A 15,705-nucleotide genomic window follows, 5' to 3' on the forward strand; every position below is an offset into this window, starting at 1 on the left:
GGTTGCTCCTTGTCAGGCGCCGCGGCGGATGCGGCCCGCGTAACGCGCCTCGATCGCGTGGTTGTGCTCGTCGCCCCCGGCCATGTTGGCCGAGAGGTAGACGGGAGGCTCCTGGCCTCGGTCGAGCAGGTCGGCTACCACCTGCTCGACCACCAGCTGGGCGAGCAGTGCCGAGGTGATGGTGGAGACGGCGCCGAAGGCGCCGCCGCCGGGCAGCGGCAGCACCGCGTCGCCGTAGGGGGCGAGGTTGTCCAGGACCACGTCGGCGAGGTCCATGAGCTTGCGCCCCGAGGCGTGCCGCGAGGTCATGCGGCTGCTGTGCGCCACGGAGGTGATGGCGACGAGGGGGTGACCGCGTTCCTTGACCAGCGTGGCCAGCTCGACGGTGGAGCCGTTCACGCCGGAGTTGGAGATCATCACGAAGGCGTCCTGCGGCTCGACCGGGGCCAGCTCGTAGACGCGGTGCGCCACCTCGGGGTCGCGTTCCAGCTCGGGGGTGAGGATGTCGGGCGAGGCTCCGCCGTACTGGACCAGGTCCCTGGGCGTGAGCCGGTTGGTCGGCACCAGGCCGCCCGCGCGTCCGGCGATCTCCATGGCGATCGCCTCGGAGTGCCCGGTGCCGAACGCCTGGATCACGCCTTCCCTGACGAGGGAGTCGGTGATCAGATCGGCGGCCGCGCGCACGGCTGCCGCCTGGCTCTCGATCACTTCGTCCATCAGGGCGCTGATGCGCTGGGCGAACAAGAAGATCAGTTCCTTTCGACTCGGTGGCCTTCCAGCGCCTGGATAGTGCGCCGGAAGGCTTCATTGGTGCGCTCCTGAGTGCGCTGGGCCACAGCGACGAAGAGCGTGTCCAGCACGTAGAGCTGGGAGTGCACGGCCTGGAGGCTGACCGGACGCAGCGTCACCTCGGGGCTGCCGGTGATCAGCGTGTGGTCCGCCAGCGTCGCCAGAGGCGAGCGCGGGAAGGAGGTGACCGCGACCGTGGTCGCGCCGTGGTCGCCCGCCTCCCCCACGATCTCCAGGACCTCACTCGTGCGGCCCTGGTGGGAGACGCCGATGACGACGTCGCCCGCGCGCAGCATCGCGGCGTCGGCCAACCCCTCGTGCGGGTCGGCGTGCGCCCAGCAGGGCAGTCCGATCCTGCGCAGGTGGCCGCCGATGAACTGGGCGACCACACCGCTGGAGGAGGAGCCGAACAGGATCACCCGGTTTGCCGCCACGACCGCGTCGGCGACCGCGACGACGGTGGCCGCGTCCAACTGGGCGGCGGTCTCCTGGATGAGGCGCGTGTCCGCGGCGGCCACCGACTGGATCACCGTCTCCACCGGGTCGTCCGGGCCGATCTCGTGGCCGACCGCGACGTCCCATTTGGCCTGCTCGGCACGGCCGGTCTCGGTGGCCAGCGCCACCCGCAGATCCGCGAAGCCGGCGAAGCCGAACTGGCGGCAGAAGCGGGTCACCGCGGCGGGCGAGGTGCCGCTCTGCTCGGCCAGCACCGGGCTGGTCACCCTGGTCACCGCGATGGGATCAGCCAGGATCGTCTGCCCGATCCGGCGAAGCGCCTCGGGTAGGCGGTCCAGCTCCGCCTGGATCCGACCAATGATCACGATAGATCCTTTCACTCCGAGCAAGTGTTGATGAAAGTTAGTATTGCCTCCAGGTCGCGTCAAGCCCCAAGATGTCGGGATATGGACCTGGTTCTCGGCATCGACGCGGGCGGCACATCATCCCGCTGCGCGGTCCACACCCTCGACGGGGACCCCGTCGGCTACGGCCGCTCCGGAGGCGGCAACCCCACCGCGCACGGCGCGGCCACCGCCCGATCGAACCTCGCGTCGGCAGTGCGTCAGGCGTTGGGCACCCGCGACCCGGCGTCGGTACGCGCGGCGGTGGCCGGTGTGGCCGGCTTCTCGGCCTCTCCCGGCGACCTGACCGAGCTCTGGTCCGCGCTGGGACTCCGCGTGTCACCCCGCGTGGTGGGGGACGTCGAGATCGCCTTCAGCGCCGGAACGGCGGCCCCCTCGGGAACGGCGCTGATCTCGGGGACGGGAGCGATCGCCGCGGACATCACGAACCGCTCGGCCGCAGCGGTCTCCGACGGCTACGGCTGGCTGCTCGGCGACACCGGCTCCGGCTTCTGGCTCGGCCGCCAGGCGGTCGGCAGGGTGCTCGACACGCTGCGCCACGGTGCGCCCCCGTACGGGAGGCTGGCGGAGACCGTGGTGGAACGGCTGCTGGAAACCACGGGAACGCCACTCGGTCCAGATCGGGTGGATCAGGTGATACGGGCGGTCCACGCCCGCGCGCCCCTGGCGCTCGCCGAGCTGGCACCGCTCGTCACCGCCGCGGCCGAAGCCGGGGACGCCGCCGCCGCGAACCTGATCACGCAGGCGGCCGGCCATCTGGTCGACACCGTCGCCAAGGTACGCGCGCAGGGGGAGACCAGCCCGATCGTCCTGGCGGGGAGCGTGCTGACCAGGGGTGGCCCGCTCGGCCACGCCGTACGGGACCGGTTGGCCCGGCACTGGCACGCCCCGGTGACGGTGGCGGGCGACGCGGCGTGCGCCGCCGCGTGGCTGGCCGCCCGCGACCTGGTCCCCGACCCCGACGCCCTGCACACCCGGATCATGCGGGCGCGTACCCACGGAACAGGGGGATAGTTCAGGATCTTCGCGAACGCGCGAAACCCGGTCCCCTCACCGACAGAGACCGGGTTTTCGCAGCTCATCGCCTACTTGAGGAGCTGCCTGGCCATGACCATGCGCTGGATCTGGTTGGTGCCTTCGTAGATCTGGGTGATCTTGGCGTCGCGCATCATCCGCTCGACCGGGAACTCGCGGGTGTACCCGTACCCGCCCAGCAGCTGCACCGCGTCGGTCGTGATCTCCATCGCCGCGTCGGAGGCCGCGCACTTGGCCGCGCTCGACAGGAACGTCAGGTCCTTCTGCGGCTGTCCGTGCATCGCCAGCTCCGACTTGGCCGCCGCGTGGTAGGTCAGCTGGCGGGCCGCCTCCAGCTTCATCCCCATGTCCGCGATCATGAACTGCAGGCCCTGGAACTCGGCGATCGCCTTGCCGAACTGCTTGCGCTCCTTCACGTACCCGATCGCGTAGTCGAGGGCGCCCTGGGCGATGCCCAGCGCCTGGGCGGCGATCGTGACGCGGGTGTGGTCGAGGGTCGCCAGGGCGGTCTTGAAGCCGGTCCCGGGCGCGCCGATCATGCGGGACGCCGGGATGCGCACGTCCTCGAGGATGACCTGGCGCGTCGGCGAGGCCTTGATGCCGAGCTTGCGCTCCTTGGGCCCGAAGGAGACGCCCTCGTCCGACTTCTCGACGACGAAGGCGGAGATGCCGCGCGCGCCCGCGGAGGGGTCGGTGACGGCCATGACCGTGTAGTACTCGGAGATGCCCGCGTTGGTGATCCACATCTTGACGCCGTTGAGGACGTAGTGGTCGCCGTCGAGGACCGCGCGGGTCTTCATGGCCGCCGCGTCGGATCCCGCCTCGGGCTCGGACAGGGCGTACGAGAACATCGCCTCACCCGTCGCGACCGGCCTCAGGTAAGCGGCCTTCAGTTCCTCCGAGGCCGACAGCAGCAGCGGGACGGTGCCCAGCTTGTTGACGGCGGGGATCAGCGACGAGGAGGCGCAGGCGCGGGCCACCTCCTCGATGACGATGACCGCGGCGAGCGCGTCGCCGCCCGCACCGCCGTACTCCTCGGGGACGTGGATCGCGTGGAGGTCAGCGGCCACGAGCGACTTGTAGACGTCCCACGGGAACTCCTCGCGCTCGTCGGCCTCGGCGGCGCGGGGCGCGATCTTCTCAGCGGCGAGGGCACGGACGGTCTCGCGGAGCATCTCGTGCTCCTCGGTGAGGGCGTAGGTCATACCTCGAATACTAGGACGTCCAAGCATCTTGTTACCAGTCGGTACGATTTGTCGGTTTACCCAGGTGGCACAGTGGAAGTTACGGGGACCGGTAACATGCCTTGGCGATGAAAGGAGCTCACTCGTGCCATATCGCCTTACGGTGATCGGAACCGGGTATCTCGGCATCACTCACGCGGCCTGTATGGCGGACCTCGGCTTCGAGGTTCTCGGCCTTGACATCGACGCGGACAAGATCCGCCGGCTGCAGAGCGGTGAGCTGCCGATCCACGAACCCGGTCTGGAAGAGATCCTGAGGCGAGGGCTCGCGTCGGGACGGTTGCGCTTCACCACCTCCTACGAGGAGGCCGGCGCGTTCGGTGACGTTCATTTCCTCTGCCTGGGCACACCGCAGAAGCAGGGCGAATACGCCGCCGACGTGTCCTTCCTCGACGCGGCCGTCGAGTCGCTCGCGCCGTACCTGGAGAGGGAGTGCCTGGTCGTCGGCAAGTCGACGGTCCCCGTCGGCACCGCGGCCCGGCTGGCCGCCAAGCTCGCGCGCCTGGCACCGGTCAACGCCGCCGCCGAACTGGCCTGGAACCCCGAGTTCCTGCGCGAGGGCTTCGCCGTCCAGGACACGCTCAAGCCCGACCGCATCGTCATCGGCGTCGCCTCCGCGCACGCCGAGAAGATCCTGCGCGAGGTTTACGAGCCGCTCGGCGACATTCCGATGGTGGTCACCGACTACCCGACGTCCGAGCTGGTCAAGAGCGCGGCCAACGCGTTCCTGGCCACCAAGATCTCCTTCATCAACGCGATGGCCGAGGTGTGTGAGGCCTCCCACGCCGACGTGCAGCAGCTGTCCAGGGCGCTGTCGTTCGACGACAGGATCGGCGGCCGCTTCCTCAACCCGGGCCTCGGGTTCGGCGGCGGCTGCCTGCCCAAGGACATCCGCGCGTTCATGGCGCGGGCCGGCGAGCTGGGCGCCGACCAGGCGCTGACGTTCCTGCGCGAGGTCGACGCCATCAACATGCGCCGGCGGGCGCGGATGGTCGACCTGGCACGGGAGCTGGCGGGCGGCTCGTTCCGCGGGTGCACGGTCGGCGTGCTGGGCGCGGCCTTCAAGCCGAACTCGGACGACATCCGCGACTCCCCCGCGCTCGACGTCGCCGTGACGATCGGGCAGCAGGGCGGGCAGGTCACCGTCTACGACCCGATCGCGCTGACCAACGCCCGCAAGGCGCACCCCGAGCTGTCCTACGGCGAGTCGGCGCTCGACGCGGTGCGCGGCGCCCACGTGGTGCTGCTGCTGACCGAGTGGCAGGAGTTCGTCGAGCTGGACCCGGAGGAGCTCGGCGAGGTGGTCGCCACCCGCAAGATCGTCGACGGGCGCAACGCGCTCAACTCCGAGGCCTGGCGCTCCGCCGGCTGGCACTACCGCGCCCTCGGCCGCCCGTAGTCCCTTTCGTTCCCCGGGCGGCGGCGCACCCTGCGCCCGCCGCCCGGCGGCTTTCCGCCCGACGGCTTTCCGCCCGACGGCTTTCCGCCCGGCGGCTTTCCGGCCGACCCTGCGCCCGCCGCCCGGCGGCTTTCCCGCCGATCCTGCGTCCACGGGAGCCGCGGTGCCGCGCGGCGATCCGCGCTCGGCCACGACCGCTGAGCTAGCGGCCCATCTCCGCCGCCTCGGCGCGCAGCTTCTCGCCCTTGGCGTGCGCCTGGTCGCGCAGGGTCTCCTGGAAGGCCTCCATGCGACCGCGCAGCGCCGCGTCGGAGGCGGCCAGAATGCGGACGGCCAGCAGCCCCGCGTTGCGCGCCCCGCCGATCGCGACCGTCGCCACTGGCACGCCCGCGGGCATCTGCACGATGGACAGCAGGGAGTCCATGCCGTCGAGGTACTTCAGCGGCACCGGCACACCGATCACCGGCAACGGCGTGACCGAGGCCAGCATGCCGGGCAGGTGCGCCGCGCCACCGGCGCCCGCGATGATCACCTGGACGCCGCGGGCCGCGGCCTGCCTGCCGTACTCGATCATCTCGGCCGGCATGCGGTGCGCGGAGACCACGTCGGCCTCGAACGGCACGCCGAACTCGGCCACGGCCTCCGCGGCCAGCCTCATGACCGGCCAGTCGGAGTCGCTGCCCATCACGATGCCGATCATGCGTACTCCCCGGTGGTGAGGTAGACGGCCGCGTGCTTGGCGCGGGCCCGCGCGTCGTCGAGGTCGGTGCCGAGAACGGTGACATGCCCGATCTTGCGCCCCGGCCGTACCTCCTTGCCGTAGAAGTGCACTTTGACGCCCGGATCGTGGGCCATCACGTGCTCGTAGCGCTTGAAGATGGCGGGGTCGTCGCCGCCGAGCAGGTTCGCCATGACGACGTAGGGGGCGGCCAGCGAGGGTGAGCCGAGCGGCAGGTCGAGCACCGCCCGCAGGTGCTGCTCGAACTGTGAGGTGCGGGCGCCCTCGATCGTCCAGTGGCCGCTGTTGTGCGGACGCATGGCCAGCTCGTTGACCACGAGCCCGTCGGCCGTCTCGAACATCTCGACCGCCAGCAGGCCGGTCACGTCCAACTCGTCGGCGATCTTCAGCGCGATGCGCTGGGCCTGGGCGGCGTCCTCGGGGTCGAGGTTCGGCGCGGGGGCCAGGACCTCGACGCAGATGCCGTTCTCCTGGACGGTCTCCACCACCGGATAGCTGACGCCCTGACCGTGGGGCGAGCGCGCGACCAGCACGGCCAGCTCCCGCTCGAACGGCACGAACGCCTCGGCGAGCAGCGCGACGCCGGTCGCGACCACCTCGGCGGCCTCGGCCGCGTCGGCGCACACCCACACGCCGCGACCGTCGTAGCCGCCCCTGACCGCCTTGAGCACGACCGGCCAGCCGTTCTCCCCGGCGAACTCCTCGACGTCGGCGACCGTCTCCACGGTCCGCCAGGCGGGGCACGGCGCGCCGAACTCGCTCAGCCGCCTGCGCATCTCCGCCTTGTCCTGGGCGTGGACCAGCGCGTCGGCACCGGGATGCACCTCGACGCCCTCGTCGGCCAGCGCCTTGATGTGCTCGGTCGGGACGTGCTCGTGGTCGAAGGTGACGGCGTCGCAGCCCGCGGCGAACTCGCGCAGGACGGCCAGATCACGGTAGTCGCCCAGCCTGGTGTCGACGATCACCTTGGCCGCGCTCTCGTCCCGCGCGTTGGCGAGGAGGCGCAGCTCGACACCGAGCGGGATGGCGGCCTGCTGCATCATGCGGGCCAGCTGGCCCGCCCCGACAACGCCCACCACGGGGCCGACATGCGAAGAGGTGCTGCTCACGTGCCCGAAGCATACCGTCCGGCGGAACCTCGGTCCCCGCGACCTGCGCGCCGGCGTAAGGGTGGTCGCGCGCCGTCCGTCGTGGAACGCCTGTCCGCGCGACCTGCGCGCCGGCGTAACGGCCAGGCGGTTCACACAACCGCCATGAGACGATATTTCAAGAAATGCTGGTTGAGCGTGTGCGATGCATGGTGCTCTGGGTAGCTTTGCAGGGTCTTCGCGCCCGGCCGCCACCCGTGGCCGGTAACCTGGTGCCGTCGGAGCCGGCTCGAGGGTGCGGCTGGCGAACCCGGAAAGGACCGTGCAGGAGACGTGGAGTTCCTCAAACGCGCCTACAGCCGGGTCGTCCACCTGATCCATGAGCTCGCGAAGTTCGGGACGATCGGTGGCATCGCGTTCTTCGTCGACATGGGGGCGACCAACCTCTTCCGGTTCGGCTTCGGCTGGGGTCCGCTGGTCTCCGCGGTGCTGGCCACCTGCATCTCGGCGACGTTCGCCTACATCGGCAACCGCTACTGGACCTTCCGGGACCGGGAGCAGAGCGGGCTGGCCAGGGAGTACGCGCTGTTCTTCCTGCTCAACGGGATCGGGCTGCTGATCGCGCTGATCTGCATCGGGTTCACGACCTACACGCTGGGCCTGCAGGACCCGCTCAGCTACAACATCGCCAAGATCGTCGGCGTCGCGTTCGGCACGCTGTTCCGGTTCTGGTCCTACAAGCGGTGGGTCTTCCTCGCTCCCGAGGACCCGCCCGTCGAGCCCGCGACCGGCCTGCCCGAGGCCGTCTCCCCCCGACGCTAGCCCTCCCCCGGACTCCGGCTGCCCGGAATCACCCGCCCCCGGACGTCGCTTCCCCGAAGATCCGGACGCCGGGCCGTGAGCCGGTCAGCCCCACTGCCCCGCTCTCCGGCGTCGAGCGGTCTCCGGCGCTCCGGCGGCCCGGGTGCCGGTCTTCGCCGCACGAAACGGGCCCGGGCGCCGCCCCCTCCATGACCTGCCGTTCCATGGCGGCGCGCCCGGGTGTCGAGCGGTTCAGGCCGGGCCGGTCACCACGCGGCGGCTCGGGTTGTCGGCCGGGCGCAGGAAGATCGCGAACACCGCCGGCCTGCGGCGCACGAGTTCGAGCCGCCCGCCGTCCGCGGCGGCCAGCGCGCGGGCCAGCGTGAGCCCGAGGCCGGTGCCGCCGCCACCGCTGACGTTCCGTTCGAAGACCTTGGGCGCGATCTCGTCGGAGATGCCGGGCCCTTCGTCGGCCACCTCGATGACGATGTAGTTGTCGCTGCTGCTGGTCGACACCGAGACGGCGCCGCCGCCGTGCTGGATGGAGTTCTCCAGCAGCGAGGCGATGACCTGGCCGAGACCGCCGCCGGTGGCGAGGGCCTTGAGGCCGCGGGCACCGCCGAGGGACAGCGACCGGCCGGCGCGGCGGAAGGCGGGCTCCCACTCGGTGACCTGCTGGACGAGGACCTCGTCGACGGAGATCGGCTCGGCCTGGGCGATCCGCTGGCGGCGGGCGGCGGCAAGCAGCTCGTCGATGACCGCGGTGAGGCGTTCGGCCTGGATGATGGCGGCCTCGCCCTCCTCGCGGACGATCGCGGGATCGTGGGAGGCGGCGACGATCTCCTCCAGGCGCATGGTGAGCCCGGTGAGGGGGGTGCGCAGCTGGTGGGAGGCGTCGGTGGCGAACTCGCGCTCGCGGGTGATCAGGTCGGAGATGCGGGTGGCGCTGCGGTCGAGCACCTCGGCGACGCGGTCGAGCTCGGGGATGCCGTAGCGGTGCTTGCTGGGCCGAGCGTCTCCGGAACCCAGCCGGTCAGCGATCTTGGCGAGGTCCTGCAGGGGAAGGGTGAGCCGGCGGGACTGCACGATGGCGAGACCCACCGCGACCGCGAGTGCCGCGGCGGCCAGTGCCACGATGAGGAGCAGGCGAGCACGAACGTCTCGCTCCACCTGGTCCCTGTCGCGGCTCACCCTGACGTAGATGCCGCTGTCCGACTTGGCTTCCTCGTGCATGGAGTGGCCGGACGGCGGGGAGGCGCCGACGACGGTAGCCGTCGGCGGGTTGCCGTTCACATAGATCTGGATGTATCGGTCCGGATACTTCTGTTTCAGCTGCTGCGGGTCGAGCGGTGTCTCCTGGATGCGGGCGTATTCCACCTCACCCACGAGGCGGGTCGCCTCCGCCCTCAGCTGCTGGTTGGCGTCCTCGACGATCAGCCGGCTGACCACCACGCCCAGGGGCACCCCGAGCAGGAGGACCGCGATGACCGCGACGACCAGGGTGGAGGAGAGTAGGCGGCGGCGCACTGCCTACTCTCGCTCGAATCGGAAGCCGACTCCCCTGACAGTGGTGATGTAGCGCGGCTTGGCGGCATCGTCGCCGAGCTTGCGCCGGAGCCAGGAGATGTGCATGTCGAGGGTCTTGGTGGAACCCCACCAGTTGGTGTCCCAGACTTCACGCATGATCTGTTCGCGGGTGACGACCTTGCCGGCGTCGCGCACGAGGACGCGCAGCAGGTCGAACTCCTTGGTGGTCAGGTGGAGCTCCTTCTCGCCCATCCACGCGCGACGGGAGTCGGCGTCGATGCGGACTCCCTGGACGACAGGGGTCTCGGACGTGCCGCGCCGGAGCAGCGCCCGGACGCGGGCGAGGAGTTCGGCGAGGCGGAAGGGCTTGGTGACGTAGTCGTCGGCACCGGCGTCGAGGCCGACGACGGTGTCGACTTCGTCGACGCGTGCGGTGAGGATGAGCACCGGCGTGCCGTGCCCTTCGGCGCGGATCCGGCGGGCGACCTCGAGGCCGTCCATCTCGGGCAGGCCAAGGTCGAGAACGATGAGGTCGATGCCTCCCGACAGAGCCCTCTCGAGGGCCTGCGGGCCGTCGGGGCTCACCTCAACCTGGTAGCCCTCGCGGCGCAGGGCGCGCGCGAGTGGCTCGGAAATCGAGGTGTCATCCTCGGCGAGAAGTACGCAGGTCATGAAGCGATCGTAGGACCTTAGGCGATCGTTTCCCGGGCACAGCGCGCGGTTTGACTCGCGTTTGACCTATCTATTGACCTGGGCAAACGCTGATAAATGACGGCTAGTGCGGGTTTAATGCCCCACACATTCCCCGGTCTCCAGCGTCCGCTCTTGTCTGCGGTACGGCAAGCCCCCGTCCCTCCCTCCGGTACGGCAAGCCGTCCCACGGCCACCGTGGTCACCGCAGGCCGTCCGTCCTTCACGCCACTCCCGCGGACTCCGCTTCCCGCCGCTACGCCGTCCGGAAGCGCCTGGTTTGCCCGGACGGCTGGACGGCGGCCCGAGGGAGGCCGGACCGGCGTGTCGGGGCCGAAAGTAAAACCGACATGTCACGCATAGCAGACCCAAGGCAGCCGAACGCCCGCCGGAACGGACGTCACGGCGGGCGGGGCGGCCTGGTGCGACCCGGTGCGGGCTAGTCGGACGGCGGCTCGGCGTAGCGGGCGAGGTAGAGCTGCTCGCCCAGGCTCTGGATGAGCCCCAGCTCGGTCTCGAGGTAGTCGATGTGCTGCTCTTCGTCCTCGAGGATGTCCTCGAAGAGGCGGGCGGAGGTCGTGTCGCCCTTCTCGCGCATCAGCTGGATGGCCGGCTTGAGCCGGTTGACCACGCTCAGCTCGACCTCGAGGTCGGCCCTGAGCTGCTCCTCCACGGTCTGGCCGATGTGGAGGGTGCCGAGCCGCTGGTAGTTGGGCAGTCCTTCGAGAAAGAGGATGCGGTCGGTGAGCCTCTCGGCATGGCGCATCTCGTCGATCGACTCGTCGCGCGTGTGCTTGGCCAGCCTCGTGTATCCCCAGTTCTCCTGCATCTTCGCGTGCAGGAAGTACTGGTTGATAGCGGTGAGCTCCGCGGTCAGCTGCTCGTTGAGCAGCTCGATGATCTGCTTGTCGCCCTGCATTGAACTGGGCCCCTCGTGCTATGCGGTCGGAATCAGGTCCTCGGACCGCTTCAGGATCGCACAGATCTTGCGAACGCAAGAGGCACAGTCGCTGCCGGCACCCGTGGTGTCGCGGATCTGCCGTGCACTCTTGGCGCCCGCGGCGATGCAGTCGTGGACCTCGTTCTCGGTCACGGCTCGGCAGACGCATACGTACATTGGGGGACAGACCTCTCGCAGGAACGGAGCCTTAAGGTTAGGCACACCTAAGATAACTCACGTTGGTTAGGCTTGCCTACATGAGGTGCGACACAGGCATAAATCCCCCATAAGAGGACATTGCTCCTCCGGGGATAGGTTTCGCCAGGTAGCGAGCCGGCTACGCAGCGCCCGGCCGGCACCCTCATGATCCCCGTCGGCTCTCGCGCGATCCGGCACGCATGCGTACCCGTCACCGGCGGCACACGCCGGCCCACGACGTCCGCGCCGCGCGGCGTGCGCCTCCGGAGGGAGGTGCCACTCCCCCCGGAGGTGTGGAGAGGGACTCAGGAAGCCCCTAGAAGGACGCGCTCTCCGCGCCGATGGTGGTGGAGGCGCCGTGCCCGGTGTGGACGACGGTCTCCTTCGGCAGCGGCAGCAGCCTGGTCCTGATCGAGTCGACCAGCGTCTCCCTGGAGGAGAACGACCTGCCGGTCGCGCCGGGACCGCCCTCGAACAGCGTGTCGCCGGTGAAGACCGCGCCGAGCTCGGGCGCGTAGAGGCACACCGCGCCCGGCGCGTGCCCCGGCGTGTGGATGACCTGGAGCTCCACCCCGCCCGCCGACAGCACCTGCCCGTCCTCCAGCGGCCGGTACGGCACCGCGTCGCCGTACTCCATCTCCCACAGCGGCTGGTCGGCGGGATGCAGCAGGATCGGCGCGCCCGTCAGCTCCGACAGCGCGGCGGCGGCGTTGATGTGGTCGTTGTGGGCGTGGGTGCAGACGATCGCCGTGACGGTCCTGCCGCCCACCCGCTCGGCGATCCTGTCGGCGGAGTGGGCCGCGTCGATGACGACCACCGAGCGGGCGTCGCCGACCAGCCAGACGTTGTTGTCGACGTCCCAGGTGCCGCCGTCGAGGGAGAACGTGCCCGAGGTGATGACCCTGTCGATCACAGCGTCACCACCGAGCGCAGGACCTCGCCCCTGTGCATCCGGGCGAAGGCGTCCTCGACCTGGTCGAGGGCGATGGTCTCCGACACGAACCGGTCGAGCGGGAGCCGTCCCTGCAGGTAGAGGTCGATGAGCATGGGGAAGTCACGGGAGGGCAGGCAGTCGCCGTACCAGGAGGACTTCAGCGCGCCGCCGCGGCCGAAGACGTCCAGCAGGGGCAGCTCCAGCCGCATGTCCGGCGTCGGCACGCCCACCAGGACGACGACGCCCGCCAGGTCGCGGGCGTAGAAGGCCTGCTCGTAGGTCTCGGGGCGGCCGACCGCCTCGATGACGACGTCGGCGCCGAACCCGCCGGTCAGCTCACGGACGGCGGCCACGGGGTCCTGCGTGCGCGAGTTCACGACGTCGGTGGCGCCGAAGTCGCGGGCCCAGCCCAGCTTCCGGTCGTCGACGTCGATCGCGATGATCTTCGAGGCTCCGGCGAGGGAGGCGCCCAGGATGGCCGCGTCGCCGACGCCGCCACAGCCGATGACGGCCACGCTGTCGCCGCGCGAGACGTTGCCCGTGTTGAGCGCGGCGCCGAGGCCCGCCATCACGCCGCAGCCGAGCAGGCCGGCCACCTCGGGCGGCGCCTCGGCGGACACCTTGGTGCACTGCCCCGCCGCGACCAGCGTCTTCTCGATGAACGCGCCGATGCCGAGCGCGGGGCTGAGCTCGGTGCCGTCCTTCAGCGTCATCTTCTGCGCGGCGTTGTGGGTGGCGAAGCAGTACCAGGGCCGGCCGCGCAGGCAGGCGCGGCAGTTGCCGCAGACCGCGCGCCAGTTGAGGATCACGTAGTCGCCGGGCGCCAGGCCGGTGACCCCCTCCCCGACCGCCTCGACGACACCGGCGGCCTCGTGACCGAGCAGGAACGGGTAGTCGTCGCTGATGCCGCCCTCCCGGTAGTGGAGGTCGGTGTGGCAGACCCCGCACGCCTTCACGGCCACGACCGCCTCGCCCGGCCCCGGATCCGGCACCAGCACCGTCTCGACGGTGACGTCCTGCCCCTTACCTCGGGCGACGACGCCCTGAACTTCGTACGGCATGCCGCTCATCATCCGCTCAGGACGAAGATCTTCGCAAGACATACGGCTGCACCACGCCGAGCCCTCGTGCGGGCCGGCGGCGAATCCTGTGCAGATCGACGTTCTCGCCTTCCAGACCGTCGGCCAGCTCGGCGTCGATGACGATGGTGCCCGGCCGCGCGATGGCCGTCAGCCTGGCGGCCAGGTTGACGGTCGTGCCGAACACGTCGCCCATCATCGGCAGCACGGGACCGTAGGCCATGCCGATGCGCAGCTCCCCCGTCTCGACGAGGTCCAGCGCGATCTCGGCGGCCTGCGCGGGCGTGGGCGCGGTGAACAGCACCTCGTCGCCCAGCGTCTTGACCAGCCGGGCGCCGTGGGCGGCGACCACGTCGGCGGCGCGCGACTCGAACCCCTCGACGAGCTCGGCCAGCTCCCGCTCCGACAGCTCCCTCGACCGCCTGGTGAAGGAGACGAGGTCGGCGAAGCCCACGGCCATCGACACGCGGGTGAGGACCCGCTCGTCGTTGATGTCGGCCATCGCGAGCAGGCGGGTGCCGGCCGCGGCCAGCTGGGCCCGCCAGACGTGCACGAGCACCTGCTCGAAGTCGGGAAGAAGCCGCTGTGACGTCTCCAGGATCCTGGCGAGGTCGCCGTCGGACGGCTTCTCGCCCGGCATCAGCGCCCCGATCATGATCTCGGCCTGCCACTGGGCGAGCCGCGCGGTGGTCTGGCCCAGCGCCCTGGCCAGGCGGATCACCGTGGGCTCGTCGAGCAGGCCGCTGTCGAGCATCGTGCGCACCCTGCGCAGCGTGACCACGTCGGCGTCGGAGAAGGCGACGGCGTCGTCGGCGAGCGTCGCGAACCCGAGCGCGCGCCAGATCCGCTCGGCCAGCTCCTGCGACACGCCCGCCCCGCCGGCCACCTCGCTCCTGGTGTAGCGGGCGGTGGTGCCGACCAGCAGGCGTTCGATCTCCTCCGCCGTGGGCCTCATCGCGCAGGTCTACTTTCCGTCGACGGCACCGTCGGAGACGTCCTCGACGGCGCGGAACAGGTCCGCCCGCACATCCTGGATCTTCGGGATGTCGCGCAGCGCGAGCTGGCCCTGGTCGCTGGCCGACTCGACGGTCAGCGTGCCGCAGCCCAGGATGCGCTCGACGAATGACTGGTCGGAGCTGACCGAGTTGACCTTGGTGAGGGGGATCTCGTCGGTCGACTTGTTCAGCACGCCGGTGCTGATCGTGAACCGGTGCGTGGTGAGCACGTAGCCGGTGTTCTTCCACTGCAGGTAGGGGACGAACGACCAGATCGTCAGCAGGATGACCGCGATGACGATCACCGTCGCCCTGCCGTAGAACGCGAACTCCCAGTCGCCGGGGATCAGGTAGAGGCCCGCGCCCATGGCGGCGAGGATGAGCACGAGCGCGACCGCGGGCCCGACGAGCCGCTTCCAGTGCGGGTGGAACGACCGGATGCGGCGTTCGCCCTGAGTCAGGTGGTGATCCGGGAGAGTCATGGCAGAAATCGTGGCACGGACCCCTCGCCGAACGCTATGACGACGGGCGAACGTGGACCACGTCCCCCGCGCTGAGCGTCTGCTCGCCGACCTGCAGTCGCCCGGACGGGTCGATGCCCGTGGCCGTGCCGGTCAGCGTGCGCTCGCCGGGCAGCTCCACCCGCACCTCGCGGCCGATCGTGGCGCTCGAGGCCTGGTAGGCGGCGCGCAGGCCCGCGGCGTCGGGGTCGCCGCCGACCGCGATCCAGTCGCGGTAGTGGGTCTCGATCTCCCGCAGGATGGCCCTGATCAGGGGATCCCGGTCGGTGCCTCTGGCGCGCTCCCGGTCGGGCTCGGCCGTGGAGGCGCCGAGCTCGATGGCGATGGAGGTGGCGGTCTCGACGGGCAGCTCCTCGGGGCGGAGCGAGACGTTCAGCCCCATGCCGATGATCACCGCGCCGTCCTCGATCCGCTCGGCCAGGATGCCCGCCAGCTTCCGATCGCCGACCAGCAGGTCGTTCGGCCACTTCAGCCTGACGTCCAGCTCGGCGACACGCCGGACGGCGGAGGCGGCGGCCACGCCGAACAGCAGCGACAGCCAGCCCTGCCGGGAGGGCGGCACGCCGGGGCGCAGGAGCACGGAGAAGGTGAGCCCGGACCGGGGTGGCGCGTTCCAGGTCCTGCCCAGCCTGCCCCTGCCCTTGACCTGCGTCTCGGCGATCAGCACCGTGCCCTCCGGCGCACCCGCCCTGGCACGCTCGGTGAGGTCCGCGTTGGTGGAGCCGGTACGGTCCACGACGGTGATCTCGGTCCACAGGCCGCCGGGCCTGACCAGGGCGCGGCTGAGCGCCGCCTGGTTCAGCGGCGGGCGGTCGAGGTCGGTGAAAGGTGAGTCGGACACCTGTCCATCCTCTCCCATCGCCCTG

Annotated in this window: 17 protein-coding genes; 3 read left to right on the plus strand and 14 right to left on the minus strand. The window is 70.6% G+C overall.

What is annotated here, in order from left to right; all coding sequences use genetic code 11:
• Nucleotides 1-12: 12 nt before the first annotated feature.
• Nucleotides 13-744: a sugar isomerase domain-containing protein gene (locus tag ACWENQ_RS29375; protein WP_452417147.1), complete on the minus strand. Its 732-nt coding sequence runs from the start codon at nt 742-744 to the stop codon at nt 13-15.
• Between the two features lie 5 nt (nt 745-749).
• Nucleotides 750-1,610: a MurR/RpiR family transcriptional regulator gene (locus ACWENQ_RS29380; RefSeq protein ID WP_449920306.1), complete on the minus strand. Its 861-nt coding sequence runs from the start codon at nt 1,608-1,610 to the stop codon at nt 750-752.
• A gap of 81 nt (nt 1,611-1,691) precedes the next feature.
• Between ACWENQ_RS29380 and ACWENQ_RS29385 the strand changes: the two genes are divergently transcribed.
• Complete coding sequence (locus ACWENQ_RS29385) at nt 1,692-2,663, plus strand: N-acetylglucosamine kinase (protein ID WP_452417148.1); 972 nt, start codon at nt 1,692-1,694, stop codon at nt 2,661-2,663.
• 71 nt (nt 2,664-2,734) lie between these two features.
• Here the strand turns inward: ACWENQ_RS29385 and ACWENQ_RS29390 are convergent, their stop codons facing one another.
• Complete coding sequence (locus ACWENQ_RS29390) at nt 2,735-3,889, minus strand: acyl-CoA dehydrogenase family protein (protein WP_449920303.1); 1,155 nt, start codon at nt 3,887-3,889, stop codon at nt 2,735-2,737.
• Between the two features lie 124 nt (nt 3,890-4,013).
• Here ACWENQ_RS29390 and ACWENQ_RS29395 point away from each other — a divergent pair, with 124 nt between their 5' ends.
• Nucleotides 4,014-5,327, plus strand: coding sequence for a UDP-glucose dehydrogenase family protein (locus ACWENQ_RS29395; protein ID WP_449920301.1), 1,314 nt, complete (start codon nt 4,014-4,016; stop codon nt 5,325-5,327).
• Nucleotides 5,328-5,529: 202 nt separating this feature from the next.
• On the opposite strand, the gene purE is transcribed toward ACWENQ_RS29395, so the two are convergent.
• The gene (purE, locus tag ACWENQ_RS29400) at nt 5,530-6,027 is read right to left on the minus strand and encodes a 5-(carboxyamino)imidazole ribonucleotide mutase (RefSeq protein WP_449920299.1); all 498 of its coding nucleotides are present in this window, start codon (nt 6,025-6,027) and stop codon (nt 5,530-5,532) included.
• The gene (locus ACWENQ_RS29405) at nt 6,024-7,175 is read right to left on the minus strand and encodes a 5-(carboxyamino)imidazole ribonucleotide synthase (RefSeq protein ID WP_449920296.1); all 1,152 of its coding nucleotides are present in this window, start codon (nt 7,173-7,175) and stop codon (nt 6,024-6,026) included. Before ACWENQ_RS29405 ends, purE begins: the two co-directional genes overlap by 4 nt.
• 312 nt (nt 7,176-7,487) lie before the next feature.
• Between ACWENQ_RS29405 and ACWENQ_RS29410 the strand changes: the two genes are divergently transcribed.
• Complete coding sequence (locus tag ACWENQ_RS29410; RefSeq protein WP_449920293.1) at nt 7,488-7,976, plus strand: GtrA family protein; 489 nt, start codon at nt 7,488-7,490, stop codon at nt 7,974-7,976.
• Nucleotides 7,977-8,207: 231 nt separating this feature from the next.
• Here ACWENQ_RS29410 and ACWENQ_RS29415 read toward each other — a convergent pair whose 3' ends face one another.
• The 9 genes from ACWENQ_RS29415 to ACWENQ_RS29455 all read right to left on the minus strand — a co-directional run bounded on the left by ACWENQ_RS29415 (nt 8,208) and on the right by ACWENQ_RS29455 (nt 15,680).
• The gene (locus ACWENQ_RS29415) at nt 8,208-9,482 is read right to left on the minus strand and encodes an ATP-binding protein (protein ID WP_354906091.1); all 1,275 of its coding nucleotides are present in this window, start codon (nt 9,480-9,482) and stop codon (nt 8,208-8,210) included.
• A 3-nt stretch (nt 9,483-9,485) separates the two neighbouring features.
• Nucleotides 9,486-10,154, minus strand: coding sequence for a response regulator transcription factor (locus ACWENQ_RS29420; protein WP_043620820.1), 669 nt, complete (start codon nt 10,152-10,154; stop codon nt 9,486-9,488).
• 457 nt (nt 10,155-10,611) lie between these two features.
• On the minus strand, nt 10,612-11,091 hold the full coding sequence (gene bfr / locus ACWENQ_RS29425; protein ID WP_354906092.1) for a bacterioferritin: 480 nt from the start codon (nt 11,089-11,091) through the stop codon (nt 10,612-10,614).
• Nucleotides 11,092-11,109: 18 nt separating this feature from the next.
• Nucleotides 11,110-11,289, minus strand: coding sequence for a (2Fe-2S)-binding protein (locus ACWENQ_RS29430; protein WP_354906094.1), 180 nt, complete (start codon nt 11,287-11,289; stop codon nt 11,110-11,112).
• 337 nt (nt 11,290-11,626) lie between these two features.
• Entirely contained in the window at nt 11,627-12,223 is a 597-nt protein-coding gene (locus tag ACWENQ_RS29435; RefSeq protein ID WP_354906096.1) for an MBL fold metallo-hydrolase, read from the minus strand.
• Nucleotides 12,220-13,305 (minus strand): S-(hydroxymethyl)mycothiol dehydrogenase, encoded by a 1,086-nt coding sequence (locus tag ACWENQ_RS29440; RefSeq protein ID WP_449920288.1) that lies wholly within the window; start codon nt 13,303-13,305, stop codon nt 12,220-12,222. The genes ACWENQ_RS29435 and ACWENQ_RS29440 overlap by 4 nt, the downstream gene beginning before the upstream one ends.
• 16 nt (nt 13,306-13,321) lie before the next feature.
• A complete protein-coding gene (locus tag ACWENQ_RS29445) occupies nt 13,322-14,278 on the minus strand; it encodes an adenylate/guanylate cyclase domain-containing protein (protein ID WP_449920286.1) in 957 nt (318 codons plus the stop codon).
• 9 nt (nt 14,279-14,287) lie between these two features.
• Entirely contained in the window at nt 14,288-14,800 is a 513-nt protein-coding gene (locus ACWENQ_RS29450; RefSeq protein ID WP_449920284.1) for a PH domain-containing protein, read from the minus strand.
• 34 nt (nt 14,801-14,834) lie between these two features.
• Nucleotides 14,835-15,680 carry a biotin--[acetyl-CoA-carboxylase] ligase gene (locus ACWENQ_RS29455; RefSeq protein ID WP_452417150.1) on the minus strand — a complete coding sequence of 282 codons (846 nt, stop codon included), beginning with the start codon at nt 15,678-15,680 and terminating at the stop codon, nt 14,835-14,837.
• Nucleotides 15,681-15,705 lie beyond the last annotated feature (25 nt).

The sequence above is a fragment of the Nonomuraea sp. NPDC004354 genome, from assembly GCF_053602555.1.

Excerpts from the sequence above, each read along its gene's own strand:
- ACWENQ_RS29385 (WP_452417148.1), top strand. The coding sequence starts at position 1,692 with ATGGACCTGGTTCTCGGCATCGACGCGGGCGGCACATCATCCCGCTGC.
- ACWENQ_RS29420 (WP_043620820.1), bottom strand. The coding sequence starts at position 10,154 with ATGACCTGCGTACTTCTCGCCGAGGATGACACCTCGATTTCCGAGCCA.
- ACWENQ_RS29450 (WP_449920284.1), bottom strand. The coding sequence starts at position 14,800 with ATGACTCTCCCGGATCACCACCTGACTCAGGGCGAACGCCGCATCCGG.
- purE (WP_449920299.1), bottom strand. The coding sequence starts at position 6,027 with ATGATCGGCATCGTGATGGGCAGCGACTCCGACTGGCCGGTCATGAGG.
- ACWENQ_RS29440 (WP_449920288.1), bottom strand. The coding sequence starts at position 13,305 with ATGCCGTACGAAGTTCAGGGCGTCGTCGCCCGAGGTAAGGGGCAGGAC.
- ACWENQ_RS29445 (WP_449920286.1), bottom strand. The coding sequence starts at position 14,278 with ATGAGGCCCACGGCGGAGGAGATCGAACGCCTGCTGGTCGGCACCACC.
- ACWENQ_RS29390 (WP_449920303.1), bottom strand. The coding sequence starts at position 3,889 with ATGACCTACGCCCTCACCGAGGAGCACGAGATGCTCCGCGAGACCGTC.
- ACWENQ_RS29430 (WP_354906094.1), bottom strand. The coding sequence starts at position 11,289 with ATGTACGTATGCGTCTGCCGAGCCGTGACCGAGAACGAGGTCCACGAC.
- bfr (WP_354906092.1), bottom strand. The coding sequence starts at position 11,091 with ATGCAGGGCGACAAGCAGATCATCGAGCTGCTCAACGAGCAGCTGACC.